The 13,848-nt window shown below is 70.4% G+C and carries 14 protein-coding genes; 7 read left to right on the forward strand and 7 right to left on the reverse strand.

From position 1 onward, the window contains the following. Window positions 1–68 precede the first annotated feature (68 nt). A complete protein-coding gene (locus tag ACQEVM_RS16185; protein WP_433079252.1) occupies window positions 69–887 on the reverse strand; it encodes a hypothetical protein in 819 nt (272 codons plus the stop codon). A 219-nt stretch (window positions 888–1,106) separates the two neighbouring features. Next, window positions 1,107–1,343 carry a hypothetical protein gene (locus tag ACQEVM_RS16190; protein WP_433079254.1) on the reverse strand — a complete coding sequence of 79 codons (237 nt, stop codon included), beginning with the start codon at window positions 1,341–1,343 and terminating at the stop codon, window positions 1,107–1,109. A gap of 744 nt (window positions 1,344–2,087) precedes the next feature. Between ACQEVM_RS16190 and ACQEVM_RS16195 the strand changes: the two genes are divergently transcribed. Next, on the forward strand, window positions 2,088–2,681 hold the full coding sequence (locus ACQEVM_RS16195) for a hypothetical protein (protein WP_433079256.1): 594 nt from the start codon (window positions 2,088–2,090) through the stop codon (window positions 2,679–2,681). Window positions 2,682–2,862: 181 nt separating this feature from the next. On the opposite strand, the gene ACQEVM_RS16200 is transcribed toward ACQEVM_RS16195, so the two are convergent. Beyond that, entirely contained in the window at window positions 2,863–3,453 is a 591-nt protein-coding gene (locus tag ACQEVM_RS16200) for a TetR/AcrR family transcriptional regulator (protein WP_433079258.1), read from the reverse strand. A 179-nt stretch (window positions 3,454–3,632) separates the two neighbouring features. After that, window positions 3,633–4,517: an MBL fold metallo-hydrolase gene (locus ACQEVM_RS16205; RefSeq protein ID WP_433079260.1), complete on the reverse strand. Its 885-nt coding sequence runs from the start codon at window positions 4,515–4,517 to the stop codon at window positions 3,633–3,635. A gap of 127 nt (window positions 4,518–4,644) precedes the next feature. Here ACQEVM_RS16205 and ACQEVM_RS16210 point away from each other — a divergent pair, with 127 nt between their 5' ends. Further along, a complete protein-coding gene (locus ACQEVM_RS16210; RefSeq protein WP_433079262.1) occupies window positions 4,645–5,073 on the forward strand; it encodes a MarR family winged helix-turn-helix transcriptional regulator in 429 nt (142 codons plus the stop codon). A 67-nt stretch (window positions 5,074–5,140) separates the two neighbouring features. On the opposite strand, the gene ACQEVM_RS16215 is transcribed toward ACQEVM_RS16210, so the two are convergent. The 3 genes from ACQEVM_RS16215 to ACQEVM_RS16225 all read right to left on the reverse strand — a co-directional run bounded on the left by ACQEVM_RS16215 (window position 5,141) and on the right by ACQEVM_RS16225 (window position 8,196). After that, window positions 5,141–5,905 (reverse strand): amino acid ABC transporter ATP-binding protein, encoded by a 765-nt coding sequence (locus tag ACQEVM_RS16215; RefSeq protein WP_433079265.1) that lies wholly within the window; start codon window positions 5,903–5,905, stop codon window positions 5,141–5,143. Window positions 5,906–5,951: 46 nt separating this feature from the next. Next, a complete protein-coding gene (locus tag ACQEVM_RS16220; protein ID WP_433079267.1) occupies window positions 5,952–6,914 on the reverse strand; it encodes an ABC transporter substrate-binding protein in 963 nt (320 codons plus the stop codon). A 112-nt stretch (window positions 6,915–7,026) separates the two neighbouring features. Then, on the reverse strand, window positions 7,027–8,196 hold the full coding sequence (locus tag ACQEVM_RS16225) for an LLM class flavin-dependent oxidoreductase (RefSeq protein WP_433079269.1): 1,170 nt from the start codon (window positions 8,194–8,196) through the stop codon (window positions 7,027–7,029). A gap of 694 nt (window positions 8,197–8,890) precedes the next feature. On the opposite strand from ACQEVM_RS16225, the gene ACQEVM_RS16230 reads away from it, so the two are divergent. The 5 genes from ACQEVM_RS16230 to ACQEVM_RS16250 all read left to right on the forward strand — a co-directional run bounded on the left by ACQEVM_RS16230 (window position 8,891) and on the right by ACQEVM_RS16250 (window position 13,818). After that, window positions 8,891–9,934, forward strand: coding sequence for an amino acid ABC transporter permease (locus ACQEVM_RS16230; RefSeq protein WP_433079271.1), 1,044 nt, complete (start codon window positions 8,891–8,893; stop codon window positions 9,932–9,934). Window positions 9,935–10,158: 224 nt separating this feature from the next. Then, complete coding sequence (locus tag ACQEVM_RS16235; protein ID WP_433079273.1) at window positions 10,159–11,121, forward strand: amino acid ABC transporter permease; 963 nt, start codon at window positions 10,159–10,161, stop codon at window positions 11,119–11,121. After that, complete coding sequence (locus ACQEVM_RS16240; RefSeq protein WP_433079275.1) at window positions 11,118–11,924, forward strand: amino acid ABC transporter ATP-binding protein; 807 nt, start codon at window positions 11,118–11,120, stop codon at window positions 11,922–11,924. Before ACQEVM_RS16235 ends, ACQEVM_RS16240 begins: the two co-directional genes overlap by 4 nt. Window positions 11,925–12,004: 80 nt before the next feature. Further along, window positions 12,005–13,027, forward strand: coding sequence for a transporter substrate-binding domain-containing protein (locus ACQEVM_RS16245; protein ID WP_433079277.1), 1,023 nt, complete (start codon window positions 12,005–12,007; stop codon window positions 13,025–13,027). A 56-nt stretch (window positions 13,028–13,083) separates the two neighbouring features. Next, window positions 13,084–13,818, forward strand: coding sequence for a GNAT family N-acetyltransferase (locus ACQEVM_RS16250; RefSeq protein WP_433079279.1), 735 nt, complete (start codon window positions 13,084–13,086; stop codon window positions 13,816–13,818). The last annotated feature ends 30 nt before the right edge of the window (window positions 13,819–13,848 follow it).

Here is a 13,848-nt window from a genome sequence, read left to right on the forward strand (position 1 = left end):
AGGAGTGCGCCCGGGGTGCGTCGGCACGGCGCCGGTGGCGAAGGTGTGAACGGGGCCGCCCCGGCAGGTCAGACCGTCGCGCCCACGACGGGCGCGGCCACGGCCGGTACGCGTCGCAGGCGCAGGCAGTCGAGCAGGATGAAGGCGATGCATGCCACCGCGACGTACACGTTGAGTCGGGAGGCGCTGACGCCCTCGGCGTAGAGGAACGTGGTGAAGGAGCCGGCGAAAAGGCTTCCGACCGCCACATCGGCCAGGGACGCGCGGTGGGCCTTCAGGCTCGCCCCGCCCGCGACGATCGCCAGCACACAGATCAGGACGAACTTCTCTCCCAGCCCCTGTGGTGTGGCCGCCTGGACGCGCGCGGTGTACAGCAACCCCGCCAGTACGGCCAGGAGGAAGGCGGGGACGTAGAGCACGAAGGCGATCCGGACCCAGCGGACGGTCCCGGTGCCGAGTGCCGTCTGCTGGCGGGGCGTCCACCAGGCGACGCCGGCGAACAGTGCGGCGGCGACGAGGAACGCGACGGGCACGTACGTGCCGGCTCCCAGCACGGTCACCAGACCCGCGTTCACATTCACCGTCGCCGGAGCCACCTCGGTCACCAACTGATCCGCCCCCAGCGCCACCGCGACGGCGGCGACCATGGCGTAGCCGATGTCCGCCTTGGTCGCGAGGAAGGCGCTGACCAGAGCGAAGGGGAGGGCGAGGAGAGCGGCGGCGAGGAGGCCGACGAGCGTTCCCGCGTTTCCGTGCGCGCTGTTGACACCGATGACGGCCGAGCTCAGGCTCGCGACGCCGACGACGGACAGCTCCATGCGTCCGGTGCGCACCAGCATGTACTGGCTGAGGGCGATGACGCCCGGAACGGCGGCGTTCGCGAGCACGCCTCCCATGATGGCGGGCATCAGTTCGGGCAGTGGCGTCGCATGCCGTCCGAACGCGGCCAAGGGCAATACGACCGCGGCGCCCGCGACGAGCAGTAACCAGGCCGTTTGACCCCTGCGTACCCAGGTCGGATCGGTGACCATGTTCCCCCCTGTGTCGCACGGGCCGTGGCTCAGCCTATGAGACGCCTTCCGTGGGTGTCCGGCGTACCGCGAACGTCACGAGATCAGGTCGGGAGAGCGGTTGCGGCAGCGTCGGTCCGTGAAGGCGGGGAGCCGGCGGGGGAGAGTGGTGACGTGGATGTCGACGCGCTGACGCGCGAGTTGTACGGATTGCGGCCTCGGGAGTTCGCGGCGGCCCGGGACGCCCGCGCGGCGCAGGCGAGGGCGGCCGGTGAGCGTGCCGTGGTCGCTCTCGGAGGGGGTCCAGCATATGAGGTCGAGCAGATCCTTCACGCCGTCCTCACCGACCAGGAAGCCGCCGAGGCCTGGGTGGGAGGCGTCCTGGTGAAAGCGCCCGACGTGGCCGTCGGCTTCGCCGGACTGGAATCCGCTCCCGGCCAGGCACCACGACGGGTACCCCGGACCGAGTCGACACCGTCTTCGTCGAGTGCCGCCAAGGGGCGGTCTTCCGGAGTTCGGGCCGGGTCGGACCAGGAGACCCGAAGGCGGGCTCGCGCGAAGGCAGATGCAGAGGCCAAGGCCAAGGTGAAAGCCGAGGAAGGGGAGAAGGCGAAGGCGAAGGCGCGGGCAGAGCGTGCGGCGGGTGAGGCGGAGACGGCCGAGGTCGCTCTCGCGCAGGCCCAGGACGAGTCGGCCGACCACCGGTCCCGACTCGCGGCCCTCGAGGCGCAGATCGCGTCCTTGAGGGAGGAACTCGCCCGCAAGGGCGAGGAGCACGATCACCTCACGAAGACCCTCGACACCGTCACCCGTCGCAGGGACCGGGCCGAACGGCAGGCGGAGAAGGCCCGCTCGGCGGTTCTGAAGGCGACCGGAGCACTCGACGCCCTTCAGGACGGATCGAGTCGGCCGGGTCCCGGCCGATCGCCGGTTCGAGGAGGCCCACGAGTCCCCGAACTCGGCTCGCTACGATCGGCATCGCGATCGGGCAGCGGTGGGTTCACGGCGCCGCCCTTCGCCTCCGACGCCGGTGGGGCTGTCGGTGCGGTGCCGGAACGACAGCCCGGGAGAGCTCTCTTGACCACCTTCCGACAGCACATGCGGGAGCGGATCGTGCAGGAGGTGCGTGAGATACCCGACGCCCTCAAGCCCGGGATCTACGCGCTGACCTTCCGCATCGACAGCGTCGACCAGGACCCGCGCCTCCCGTATCTGGCGTTCGGGTACGTCACGGAGGACCACGTCGACCGGCAGCCGACCCGGGCGGATCCGCCCGGCGAATGGGAGGCGCGCTGGAGCTACGCGTACTTCCCGCCCTCCGCCTTGGAGGGGGTCCGCGTCCTCGGTCATGACCGCGTCCATGATCCCCGGGGCTCGGAACTGCACCACCGGGAGGCCGTGGCCGAAGGGCTGTGGTGGGAGGACGGAATCCCTGAGCACGAGGACGACGAGGAGGAGCGCGCGGAGCGGCTCGACGCCGATTTCCGCGCGCTCTGCGTCGACCTGGCCAGGGAACTCCACGAGGGAGGGCATCTGGTGGGCGCTCTGGGGCGCTCCGTGCCCGTGGTCCTCTATGACATGTTCGCCCCGGACGAGATGTTCGAGCTGACCCGCGCCGCCAACCCACCAGAGGTGACGGCCGGTTTCCTCTCCGGGGAGCAGATGCCCTGAACTCGCACGGAGCAGCCGCCGTGGCCATCCGACGTCGGCGGTACTCGGCTCCGATCCGCGTGGCCCGGCGAACGGAGAACCGGCCGTCAGGCGGGCGTCGACCAGGCGACCGTCACCGCGGAGCGGCTGCGTTGCGTGGGGACGTCAGCCGCATGACACGAGGGGGAGGCCCGGGACCGGGCTAACGGCGGACCGAGCGCCAGATGTGCTCGGGCAGCACGTCGGCAGCCTCCTTCAGGTCCAGATCCCCCACGGTGAGCCAGCGGCGGACGACACCGACGACCGGACCCATGACGAGGGACTCGATCACGGGGGTGGAGAGTTCGGCGAGGTCGCCGGATTCCCGGTGCCCTCGGATCCACAGGGCGATCGGTGTCAGCCGGGCCTCCTGGGAGTCGCGGATCTCCCCCGCGTGGGCCATGCCCTCGCGATCCGCGGCGACGGAGTGCATGAGGCGGGCCGCGTCCGGATGGGCCTGTACGAAGTCCAGGTAGGCCAGGACAACGGCTCGAATGCCGGCACGTGCGTCGGTCGTCCGGGTCAACGCTGCCGACAGGGTGCTCAGGAGTTGATCCAGGGAGCGGTGTGCGAGGGCGGCGAGCACGCCGTCGAGACTGCCGAAGTGGTGGTAGATGCTCCCCGAACTGACCCTGCCGGCCTTGGTGATGGCGCCGAGCGTGAGGCCTGCCTCTCCCGACGAGGCGTAGAGGCGAAGGGCCGCGTCCAGGACCTGTTCGACGGTGGCTTCGCCGCGCTGTTGTTTCGGGCTCATCGGGCAGGGGTCCTCGGTCTCGTCGCCAGATCGCTGCGGCCTGGTCGCACACAGCGTAGAACACCCGTCTGGGTTGTCCTTCCCGAAGCGTTTCCCGTTCGGGAAGGGGGAGCGGATGCCCGACGGGCGAGGCCCGAGGCGCCGACCGTCGGGCATCCGTGTCACCGGGCTTCGGCGGATCAGGCGTCCAGGGGCCGCCACGCCGGGCCGTTGCCACCCCGGCGGACGTGGCCGAACACCACGTCGGCAAAGTGGACGCCGAAGCCGATCGTGTCGGGCTCCGTCAACTCGGCGACGAGCCGGCGACGGTGGTCGGCGGTCAGCGCCGGATCGTGGTCGAAGGCCGAGGACCACTCGGGGTGGTCGATCTGGATCGGCGAGTGCACGGCGTCACCGAAGGCGATCAGGCGTCGTCCGCCCCCGGTGATGACGTACTCGGCGTGCCCCACGGTGTGGCCCGGAGTGATCCGCACGCGTACCCCGGGGAAGATCTCCTGTCCGTCTGTGATCGTACGGACGCGCGGCGCGAGAGCCGCGACCTGTTCGGTCATGCCCTGGGCCTCCAGAAGGTCGCGACGGGCCCACTCCTCCTCGGAGATCAGGTATTCGGCGTGGGTGAACACGGGCCGGTCGTCACCGGGGGCGGAATGACAGGCCCAGCCGATGTGGTCGGAGTGGAGGTGGGTGAAGGCCACCGCTTCGATGTCCTCCGGTCGTCGACCCAGCTCGGCGAGGCTGTGGGGGAGCGCGCCTCCGTGGATCGTGCCGAGGGGGCCGTCCGGGGCTTCGAGCGTCTGCGGTCCGAAGCCCGTGTCGATCAGGAGCGCTCGATCGCCGTGTTCCACCAGCAGGCCGCCGACGCTCCCCACGAGGTGGCCCGTGGAGTCCAGGTACTCGGGGTGCGCGTCCCACACCTCGTCGGTGGTGGCCTGGAGCAGGGGGCGCGGTCGGAGTCGCACATCGCCGTCCGGCACGTACGAGACCTTCGTGTCGCCCAGCCGTATCGAGCGGATTCCCGCCGCGCGGCGCAGTCGAATGCCGTCGTCAACCGTCAGGTCGGCCATGGGTGCACTCCTGTGATGGATCGTCAGGTCGGCGCGGTTCTCGCGGCGACGACGCAACCATAAGCATCAAGCTCGAATCATTCAAGCTGGAAATATGTAGCCTTGATGGACTTGCTAGAGTGGTGGCATGACGACGCCCCCCGAGCAGCAGGCCATCGCCGAGCGACAGCTGTGCGGTCTGGTGAACGGGCTGGCCCAGCGCATCGCGGAGCATGTGCGGGAACGCGCCGCGACCCTGGGACTCACCGCGCCCCAGGCGACCGCACTGCGGGAGATGAGCGGGCCGATGACCATGCGGGACCTCGCCGAACGCATGAGTTGCGAGCCCTCCAACACCACCTTCGTCGTCGACAAGCTGGAGAAGCAGGGTCTGGTCGAGAGGCATCCGCACCCCACCGACCGTCGCGCCAAGCACCTCGTCCTCACCGCCGAGGGTGCCGCACTGCGGACGCGCCTCCTCGCACTCCTCGCCGTCGACTCACCGCTGTCCGGCCTCGGCCCGCAAGAGCAGCGCGTCCTGCGCGGGCTGCTGGAGCAGGCCGTCACCTCTCCCTGAGTCCTTGGGCGTCGCCCCCGTGTCGGGGGCGACGCCGCGAGTTTGACGCACACGGCCTTGGGACGGCCTACAGCACCTTGGAGAGGAAGGCGCGGGTGCGGGCGTGGCGGGGATCGTCCAGGACGGCGGCGGGTGGCCCCTGCTCGACCACGACTCCGCCGTCCATGAACACGACGCAGTCGGCGACCTCACGCGCGAAGCCGATCTCGTGGGTCACCACGATCATGGTGGTTCCGGCGCGGGCCAGGTCCTTGATGACGTCCAGAACCTCACCGACCAGCTCCGGGTCGAGCGCCGAGGTCGGCTCGTCGAAGAGCAGCACCTTGGGTTCGAGGGCGAGCGCGCGGGCGATGGCCACCCGCTGTTGCTGCCCGCCGGACAACTGCCGGGGGTAGGCGTCGGCCCGGTCCGCCAGACCGACCCGCTCCAGCAGCCTGCGAGCCGTCTCCTCCGCCTCCTTGCGCGGCCGGCGCAGCGCCGAGAGGGGTGCCTCGACGAGGTTGTCCAGCACGGTGAGGTGGGGGAAGAGGTTGAAGTTCTGGAAGACGAACCCGATGTGCGTGCGCTGCTTCAGAACCTCCTTCTCCTTCAACTCGTGCAGCCTGCCCCGGGAACTGCGGTAGCCGATCAGCTCTCCGTCCACGCTGATCCGGCCCCGGTCGACCTTCTCCAGGTGGTTGATCGTGCGCAGCAGCGTGGACTTCCCCGAGCCGGAGGGGCCGAGGATCACCGTGACCTCGCCGGCGCGGACCCTCAGGTCCACGCCACGCAACACCTCCACCGCCCCGAAACTCTTGCGGACGCCCTGGACGTCGACCATGACCTCGCTCAAGGTCCCTCCTTCTCGGTGCGCGGGCCGACGGGACCGAGGACGGCCCTCACGTGTGTTCGGCCGGATTGGTCCGCGACGTGTCGATCCTGGAGTCGGTGGTGCCCCACTTCTTCAGGATCCGCTCGTACGTCCCGTTCTTGATCAGCTCGTTGACGGCGGCCTCGAAGGCGGGCGTCAGCGGGGAGCCCTTCTTGAAGGCGAAGCCGACGTCGAGACGGTGGTACTCGCCGAGGAAGGTGGACTGCGCGGCGGGCTGCGCCGCCTGATGGCGCAGCCCGTTGATCGTCGACATGACGGCGTCGATGCGACCCTGCTGAAGAGCGGTGGTGACGGCCCCGCTCTCGGAGAAGACCTTGACCTCGTACGGCTTCTTGCCGGCCGCGGCGCACACACCCTTCTGCGCGGTGAGGGTCTTCTCGAACGTCGTGCCCGCCCCGGTGCCGATGGTCAACCCGCACAACCGGGTGAGATCGTCGACCTTGCCGGTGAGCGTGGTGCCGCCCGTCTTGACCGCGAAGCCCTGGCCGTCGTTGATGTACGTCACGAAGTCGATGGTCTTGAGGCGTTCCGCGGTGACGCCGAAGTTGCCCGTGCCGAAGTCGTACTTGCCGCTGCCGAGGGCGGGGAGGATCGTCTCGAAGGAGGCGTCCTGCCGTTCCAGCCTCACGCCGAGGACCTTGGCCACCGCGTCGGCGATGTCGATGTCCTGGCCCGCGGGCGGCTTGTCCTGCCCGTTCGGGTAGTACGCCGAGGGCGGTGCGCCGACGGAGCTGCCGACCCGCAGCCTGCCCGCCGTACGGACGCCGGGAGGAAGCAGCGCGGCGATCGAGTCCACGGTGGCCACGCCGGCGACCGGGTCGTCTGCCGGCGCGGGGGAGACCCGGGCGCCCGCCACCGTCGGTGCACCGCCGTCGGATCCGCAGGCCGCCGTCAGCGTCAGCAGGGGCAGGAGGGCGAGGGCGGCGACGGTACGCAGGCGGGTGCGGGTCCCGTTCCCGGGGAGGTTCACAGCGGGAAGGCCTTTCCGTGGCGGGGTGGGGTGAACGTGCGGGGTGCGCCGGCGCGGAGGACGAGTGCGTCGCGGTACCGGGTGAGCAGGCGGGGTGGGCGCGTCGCGGAGGTCATCCGCGCACCGCCGTGAGCTTCTCGCGGGCGGGGCGGGCCGGGCTCGCGGCGTCCTGCCGGGCTCCACGCGCGGCGTCGCGCTTCGCGACCTCCTCGCGGACGAGGGGGATCACGTACCGGCCGAAGTCGACGGCGTCGCCCAGCAGGTCGTAGCCGCGCGCCGAGAGGATGTCGACGCCGAGGTCGTAGTAGTCAAGCAGGGCCTGGGCGACCGTCTCCGGGGTACCGACCAGGGCGTTGGAGTTGCCCGCGCCACCGGTGGCTGCGGCGGTCGGGGTCCACAGAGCCCTGTCATGGTGCTCGCCCGCCTCGGCGATGGCGATCAGGCGCTGTGACCCGGTGTTCTGGGGTGCAGCCGCCGGAAGGACTCCATTGCGGTGGTGCCGTGCGAGGCCCGCCTCCCGGCGCTGCTTGATGGCTCCCACCGTGCGGTGGGCCTTCGCCCAGGCCAACTCCTCGGTCGGGGCGATGATCGGACGGAACGCGACCTGGATGCGGGGCACGTCCGTACGGCCCGCGGCCTCCGCCGCGGCCTTCACCGCGTCGATCTGCTGGGCGGTCTGCTCCAGCGGTTCACCCCACAGGCAGTAGATGTCCGCCTCCGCTGCGCCGGCGGCGTACGCGGCGTCCGAGGAGCCCCCGAACGAGACGGCGGGACGGGGCTGTTGAACGGGGAAGACGTCGCTGACGAAGTCGTGGAAGCGATAGTGGTCGCCCTCGTGGTCGAAGGGCTCGCGGGAGGTCCAGATCTTCTTGACGATCCGGATGTACTCCAGGGTGCGGGCGTAGCGCTCGTCCTTGGTGAGGGTGTCGCCCTCGCGGCCCTGTTCGTGGTCGTTTCCGCCGGTGATGAAGTGCACGGCGAGCCGGCCCTCGCTGATCTGGTCCAGGGTGGCGAAGGTCTTGGCGGCGAAGGTGGGGTACGAGACGTTGGGCCGGTGGGCGAGGAGGATCTGGAGGCGGTCCAGTCTGCTCGCGATGTAGGCGGCCGCGGGGGCCGGGTCCGGGGAACCGGAACCGTAGGCGAAGAGGACCCGGTCCCAGCCGTGGTCCTCGTGCGCTCGGGCGAGCCGGAGGGTGTACTCCTTGTCGAAGGCCGCGCCGGAGCGCGCGGTGGTTTCGGAGCTGTCGTTGGTCGCGGCTATGCCGAGGAATTCCACGGGCATGGGGTGGCCTCTCGGAAACGGTGATGAGGAGCGTGCACGTGCGGGAGGGTCCCAACCCCCTTGCGCATCAAGGTGGTTGGGGCAGGCCGAAGGAACGCACGCGCGGGTGGTGCGGACTGGTTCGGGGTGGTGCGGGCGTGACGACGCGGCGCGTCGGGAAGATCGATCGGGATCGCGCGGCAGCGCGCGTCCGGGTTCGCGGCAGCGCCTTCTCACGCGGGCCGCAGCACGCGCGCGCTGGTGAAGCGAAGGGAGAACTCGGCCCGCGACGGGGTCACCGAGGGAGGGAAGGGCCGGTCAGACAGCCCGCTGCCGCGTCAGGCGCAACACGCCGCGGACCACACCCGACCGAAGTCGATGTAGTCGCGCGAGACCAAGCGCTGATGGGCATTCATGCGCCTACTTGAGCAGTACATGATGCGCTTCGTCAAGCAAGGGCCCGCATGCCGGACGGCCTCGGCGTGCGGCCAGACGTGCGGCCCGGCGTACGGCCCGGCGTACGGAACGCCCACGGTTGACACCGGCGTGCCACGGGCGCATAAGCTCGACGGTGGACCGGTTCCGCCGTGCGCGGCAGCCGATCCGGTCGCGTTGAGGGACGCGGCGAGCGTGACGACACGAGTGCCCGATCCCGGCCGCCCCGGCGCCGCCGGGTCGTCATCCGCGCCCGCCTCCCTCCTTGGAGAGCCTCCCCATGGCCACCCCTTCCGACGTGTCCGACGCCTCCGACGTGTCGCATGCCGTTCCCGCTGCTGCTCTTGATCCCGTCACCTCGGCCGCCCCGGCGGTGAAGCCCGCGGGGGCGGAACACGGCCCCGATCCCGAGGTGCCGCCCATCGTCCGCCGCCGGCACGTGGGCCGTTGGGTGTCGGCCGCCGCCGCTCTGCTGGTCTTCGTCATGGTGCTGAACTCCGTCATCCGCAACGAAGCCTTCCAATGGGACGTGGTGGGACGGTACTTCACCACCACCGCCGTGCTCGACGGGCTGCTGCTGACACTGTGGCTGACCGGCGCGGTGATGGTGCTCGGCTTCCTGCTCGGCACCCTGCTGGCGGTGATGAGGCTCTCCGGAAACCCGGTGCTGCGCACGCTGAGCTGGGGATACGTGTGGATCTTCCGGTCCACACCGCTGCTGGTCCAACTGCTGTTCTGGTTCAACATCGGCGCCCTGTACCCCACCCTCGGCCTCGGCATCCCCTTCGGGCCCGAACTCTTCTCCGTCAAGACGGTGAACCTGCTCGGCCCGACCCTCACCGCCGTCATCGGCCTGACCCTGCACGAGAGCGCGTACGCCGCCGAGGTGGTGCGCGGTGGCATCCTCTCCGTGGATTCCGGACAGACCGAGGCCGCGCAGGCCCTCGGGCTGAGCAGGCGCCGGACCCTGCGACGGATCGTCGTACCGCAGGCGATGCGATCGATCGTGCCGACCGCCGGGAACATGCTGATCGGCACGCTCAAGGGCACCAGCATCGTCAGCGTGCTGGCCGTCCACGACCTGCTGTACTCCGTGCAGTTGGTCTACAACCAGAACTACCAGGTCATCCCGCTGCTCATGGTGGCCACCCTCTGGTACGTCGCCGTCACCACCGTCCTGAGCGCCGGCCAGTACCACGTCGAGCGGTACTACGCCCGCGGGACCGCCCGGGACCTTCCCCCCACGCCCCTGCGGCGGCTGCGCATCCAACTGGCGGGCCTGCGCGCCCGGCTGCGGACGGTGACCGCCCCGGGCGGTCGGTGACCTGAAATCACTGCCGTCGCGGCCCGGTTCATTTCACCGGAAGGCGTTGTGTGTACGGCGGATGAAATCGGTATGCGCTTCTCCGCTTCCCCATATGCAGACCGTTGACACCCCTTCTCGGGGCTGCCTAGCTTACGCCGCAGATAAACGATATCGGCGGCCTCTCCTGTCCGGCATGACGGCTGCTTTTCCCGATTCTTCTTGTCGCAGCCGCTGGAGTGTCCTTGACCGAATCGCTGCTCCTCTCCGCGCCCGTCGCCCCCTCGGGGCCGCCCGGCCCGGCCGCGCGGGTCCTCCCGCTGCGCCGTCCCGGGCGGTGGGTCGCCGGCACCGTCGTACTGGTGCTGGTCTCGCAGGCGGCCCACGGCCTGATCACCAATCCCTTCTACCAGTGGGACCGATTCGCGTACTGGTTCCTGCGCCCGGTCGTCCTGGAGGGGCTGCTCATCACCCTCCAGGTGGCCGCGTACAGCGCGGTCGCCGGCCTGGCGGGCGGCATCCTGCTCGCCGTCGGCCGGCTCTCCGGCAGCCCGGTACTGCGGTCGGTGAGCTGGACGTACATCTGGCTCTTCCGTTCCGTGCCGCTGATCGTCGTCCTGCTCTTCCTCTACAACCTCGGCGCCCTCTACCCCACCCTCAGCGTCGGCGTGCCCTTCGGTCCCGCGTTCTTCACCTTCGACGAGTCCCGGCTCGCCACCGACATCGTCGTCGCGGTCGTCGGCCTGAGCCTGTGCGAAGCGGCGTACGCGGCCGAGATCGTCCGGGCCGGCGTCCTCTCGGTCGACCAGGGCCAGCACGAGGCGGCTGCGGCCCTGGGCCTGCCCAGGCGCTACCAGTTCGCCCGGATCGTCTTCCCGCAGGCACTCCGGGCGATCGTCCCCTCGTACGTCAACCAGCTGATCGGCCTGCTCAAGGCCACCTCGCTCGTCTTCTACGTGTCCCTGCTCGACCTGTTCGGTTCCGTGCAGAGCCTGGGCAGCACCTATCCCGGCGACGTGGTGCCGCTGCTGCTGGTGGCGACCGTCTGGTACGTGATCCTCACCAGCGTGGTCTCCGTCGCGCAATTCCACGTCGAGCGGTACTACGCCCGCGGCGCGCTGCGCACCGTACCGCCCACCCCCCTCCAGAAGGCCCGGGCGAGCCTGCGCGACCTGCGCATCCGCCATCGGAAGGAGACGGCCCGATGACCGTGACCGACCTGACCGTGACCGACCTCGCCGCGACCGTCCGGCCCGCCGCCATCGAGGTGCACGACGTCCACAAGTGGTACGGAGGCCATCGCGTGCTCGACGGGGTCAGCCTGACCGTCGCACCGGGCACCGTGACGGTGATCCTGGGCCGCTCCGGCTCCGGCAAGTCCACCCTGTTGCGCGTCCTGAACCACCTGGAGAAGCCCGAGGCGGGCCACGTCAGCATCGGCGGCGAGCTGATCGGCGTCCAGCGCCACGGGGACCGGCTCAAGGAGCTGAGCGAGCGCGCCATCCTCGCCCAGCGCAGCCGGATCGGCTTCGTCTTCCAGAACTTCAACCTCTTCCCGCACCTGACGCTGCTGGACAACGTCGCCGCCGCCCCGGTGGCCACCGGCAGGCTGTCCCGGCCGCAGGCGCAGGCCCTGGCGCGCGAGCTGTTGCAGCGCGTCGGGCTGGGAGACCGTACCGGCGCCTACCCGCGGCAGCTGTCCGGCGGGCAGCAGCAGCGGGTCGCCATCGCCCGCGCCCTCGCGCTGCGACCGGGCGTCATCCTCTTCGACGAACCCACCTCCGCGCTCGACCCCGAACTGGTCGGCGAGGTGCTGTCCGTGATCAAGGACCTCGCCACCGGGGGCACCACCCTCGTGATCGTGACCCACGAGGTGGGTTTCGCCCGCGAGGTGGCCGACGAGGTCGTCTTCCTCCACGAGGGCCGCATCGTCGAACAGGGCCCGCCCGCACGGGTACTGGACCACCCGGCGCACCCGAGGACACGGGAGTTCCTGAGCAAGGTGCTCTGACCGCCGGCACTCCACCCGGCACTCCGTGCCCCTTCCCCGCCTCCCTCCCCTCCTGACCGAACCCTCGACGAAGGAACGCCATGCAAAGCCAGTCCACCCTGCGCACCAGACTCCTCCGCGGCCTCGGCGCGGCGACCGCCACCGTGGCCCTCGCCTCGGGACTCACCGCGTGCGGCGGTGACGCGAACGCCACCGACACCGCTGCCGCGACGGGCAAGGTGACGGTCGGCGCCGTCTCCAACGGGGCCGCCCGGCAGGCCGAACTCACCGTGCCGGCCGTGGAATCCCTGCGCGGCCAACTGCCGAAGGCCGTACGCGAACGCGGTGAACTGGTCATCGGGGTCGGCGCCCTGCCCGCCGGATATCCGCCCCTCGCCTACGTCGGCACCGACCAGAAGACCTTCACCGGCGCGGAGCCCGACCTCGGCCGGTTGGTCGCCGCGACCCTGGGGCTCAAGCCCGTGGTGAAGAACTCCACCTGGGAGAACCTCTTCGTCGGCATCGACAGCGGCAAGGTCGACGTGGCGTTCACCAACGTCACGGTCACCGAGGAACGCAAGAAGAAGTACGACTTCGCCTCCTACCGGCAGGACAACCTGGCCTTCGAGGCGCTGAAGGAGAACACCTGGAACTGGGGCGGCGACTACCGCAACCTCGCGGGCAAGACGGTGGCCGTCAGTTCGGGCACCAACCAGGAGAAGATCCTCCTGGAGTGGCAGAAGAAGCTCCGGTCCGAGGGCAAGGACATCGAGGTCAAGTACTTCCCGGACTCCAACAGCGTCAACCTGGCGCTGAGCGGCAGGAAGATCGACCTCAACTTCGGGCCCAACCCCGCCATCGCCTACCACATCACCCAGGCCGCCGGCGGCAACGCCCCGACGCGCAACGCCGGTTCGTTCTCCGGCGCCGGCGAGTCCCTCCAGGGACTGATCGCCGCGACGTCGAAGAAGGACAGCGGCCTGGCCAAGCCCGTCGCCGAGGCGATCAACCACCTGATCAAGAACGGCCAGTACGGGCAGCTCCTCACCGCGTGGAACCTTCCCAACGAGGCCGTGACCACCTCCGAGGTCAACCCGCCCGGCCTGCCCCTCACCAACTCCTGAACCCCCGCGGGCCGACGCCGGCCCGGGCCGCCCCACGGAAGGAGGGCCTCATCCCCATGAGCGCCGCCACCCCCACCTCGCTCACCCCGCACATCCTCGACAACCCGGCCTGGGCCTCCCTGTCCGGGCCGCACGCTGCCTTCGCCGAGCGGGCCGGCGGGCACGCTGCCCGCTACGCCCCGGACGTCGCCCCGTTCGCGGCCATCGCCGATCCGGCCGACCCCCGATCCTGGGACGGTCTGCGCTCCCTGACCGCATCCGACGGGAGCGTGACCCTGGCCGGGGTACTGGCCCCGCCGGACGACTGGGCGGTGGTCGGCGCGATCGAGGGAGTCCAACTCGTCGACACCGCACTGGACGCCGAACCCGCCCCCGAGGCGGTACGGCTCGGCGCCGCCGACGTCCCCGAGATCCTGGAGCTGATCGAACTGACGAAACCGGGGCCGTTCCTGCCCCGGACCGTCGACCTGGGCACCTACCTCGGCATCCGCGATCGAGGTCGACTGGTCGCGATGGCCGGCGAGCGGCTGCACCCGCCCGGCTGGACGGAGATCAGCGCCGTGTGCACCCGTCCCGGGCACCGCGGCAGGGGGCTGGCCACGCGCCTGGTGCGCGCCGTCGCCGCGGGCATCCGCGAGCGGGGAGAGGTGCCGTTCCTGCACACGGCCGCGAGCAATGCCGCGGCGATCCGGCTCTACGAGTCGATCGGCTTCACCGTACGGCGCAGGCCCATTTTCACGGTCCTCAGGGCACCGGTCGCCCCGGACAACATTGCTGCCAAGTTCTCTTAATATTGCGGTCATTGTATGACCCCTCCATCG

It is taken from the genome of Streptomyces sp. CA-243310 (assembly GCF_050936775.1).
In the GTDB taxonomy this organism is placed as follows: Bacteria; Actinomycetota; Actinomycetes; order Streptomycetales; family Streptomycetaceae; genus Streptomyces.

Coding starts and splice junctions, on each gene's coding strand:
- ACQEVM_RS16200 (WP_433079258.1), bottom strand. CDS start 3,453: ATGAGCCCGAAACAACAGCGCGGCGAAGCCACCGTCGAACAGGTCCTG.
- ACQEVM_RS16205 (WP_433079260.1), bottom strand. CDS start 4,517: ATGGCCGACCTGACGGTTGACGACGGCATTCGACTGCGCCGCGCGGCG.
- ACQEVM_RS16230 (WP_433079271.1), top strand. CDS start 8,891: ATGGCCACCCCTTCCGACGTGTCCGACGCCTCCGACGTGTCGCATGCC.
- ACQEVM_RS16250 (WP_433079279.1), top strand. CDS start 13,084: ATGAGCGCCGCCACCCCCACCTCGCTCACCCCGCACATCCTCGACAAC.
- ACQEVM_RS16210 (WP_433079262.1), top strand. CDS start 4,645: ATGACGACGCCCCCCGAGCAGCAGGCCATCGCCGAGCGACAGCTGTGC.
- ACQEVM_RS16245 (WP_433079277.1), top strand. CDS start 12,005: ATGCAAAGCCAGTCCACCCTGCGCACCAGACTCCTCCGCGGCCTCGGC.
- ACQEVM_RS16240 (WP_433079275.1), top strand. CDS start 11,118: ATGACCGTGACCGACCTGACCGTGACCGACCTCGCCGCGACCGTCCGG.
- ACQEVM_RS16225 (WP_433079269.1), bottom strand. CDS start 8,196: ATGCCCGTGGAATTCCTCGGCATAGCCGCGACCAACGACAGCTCCGAA.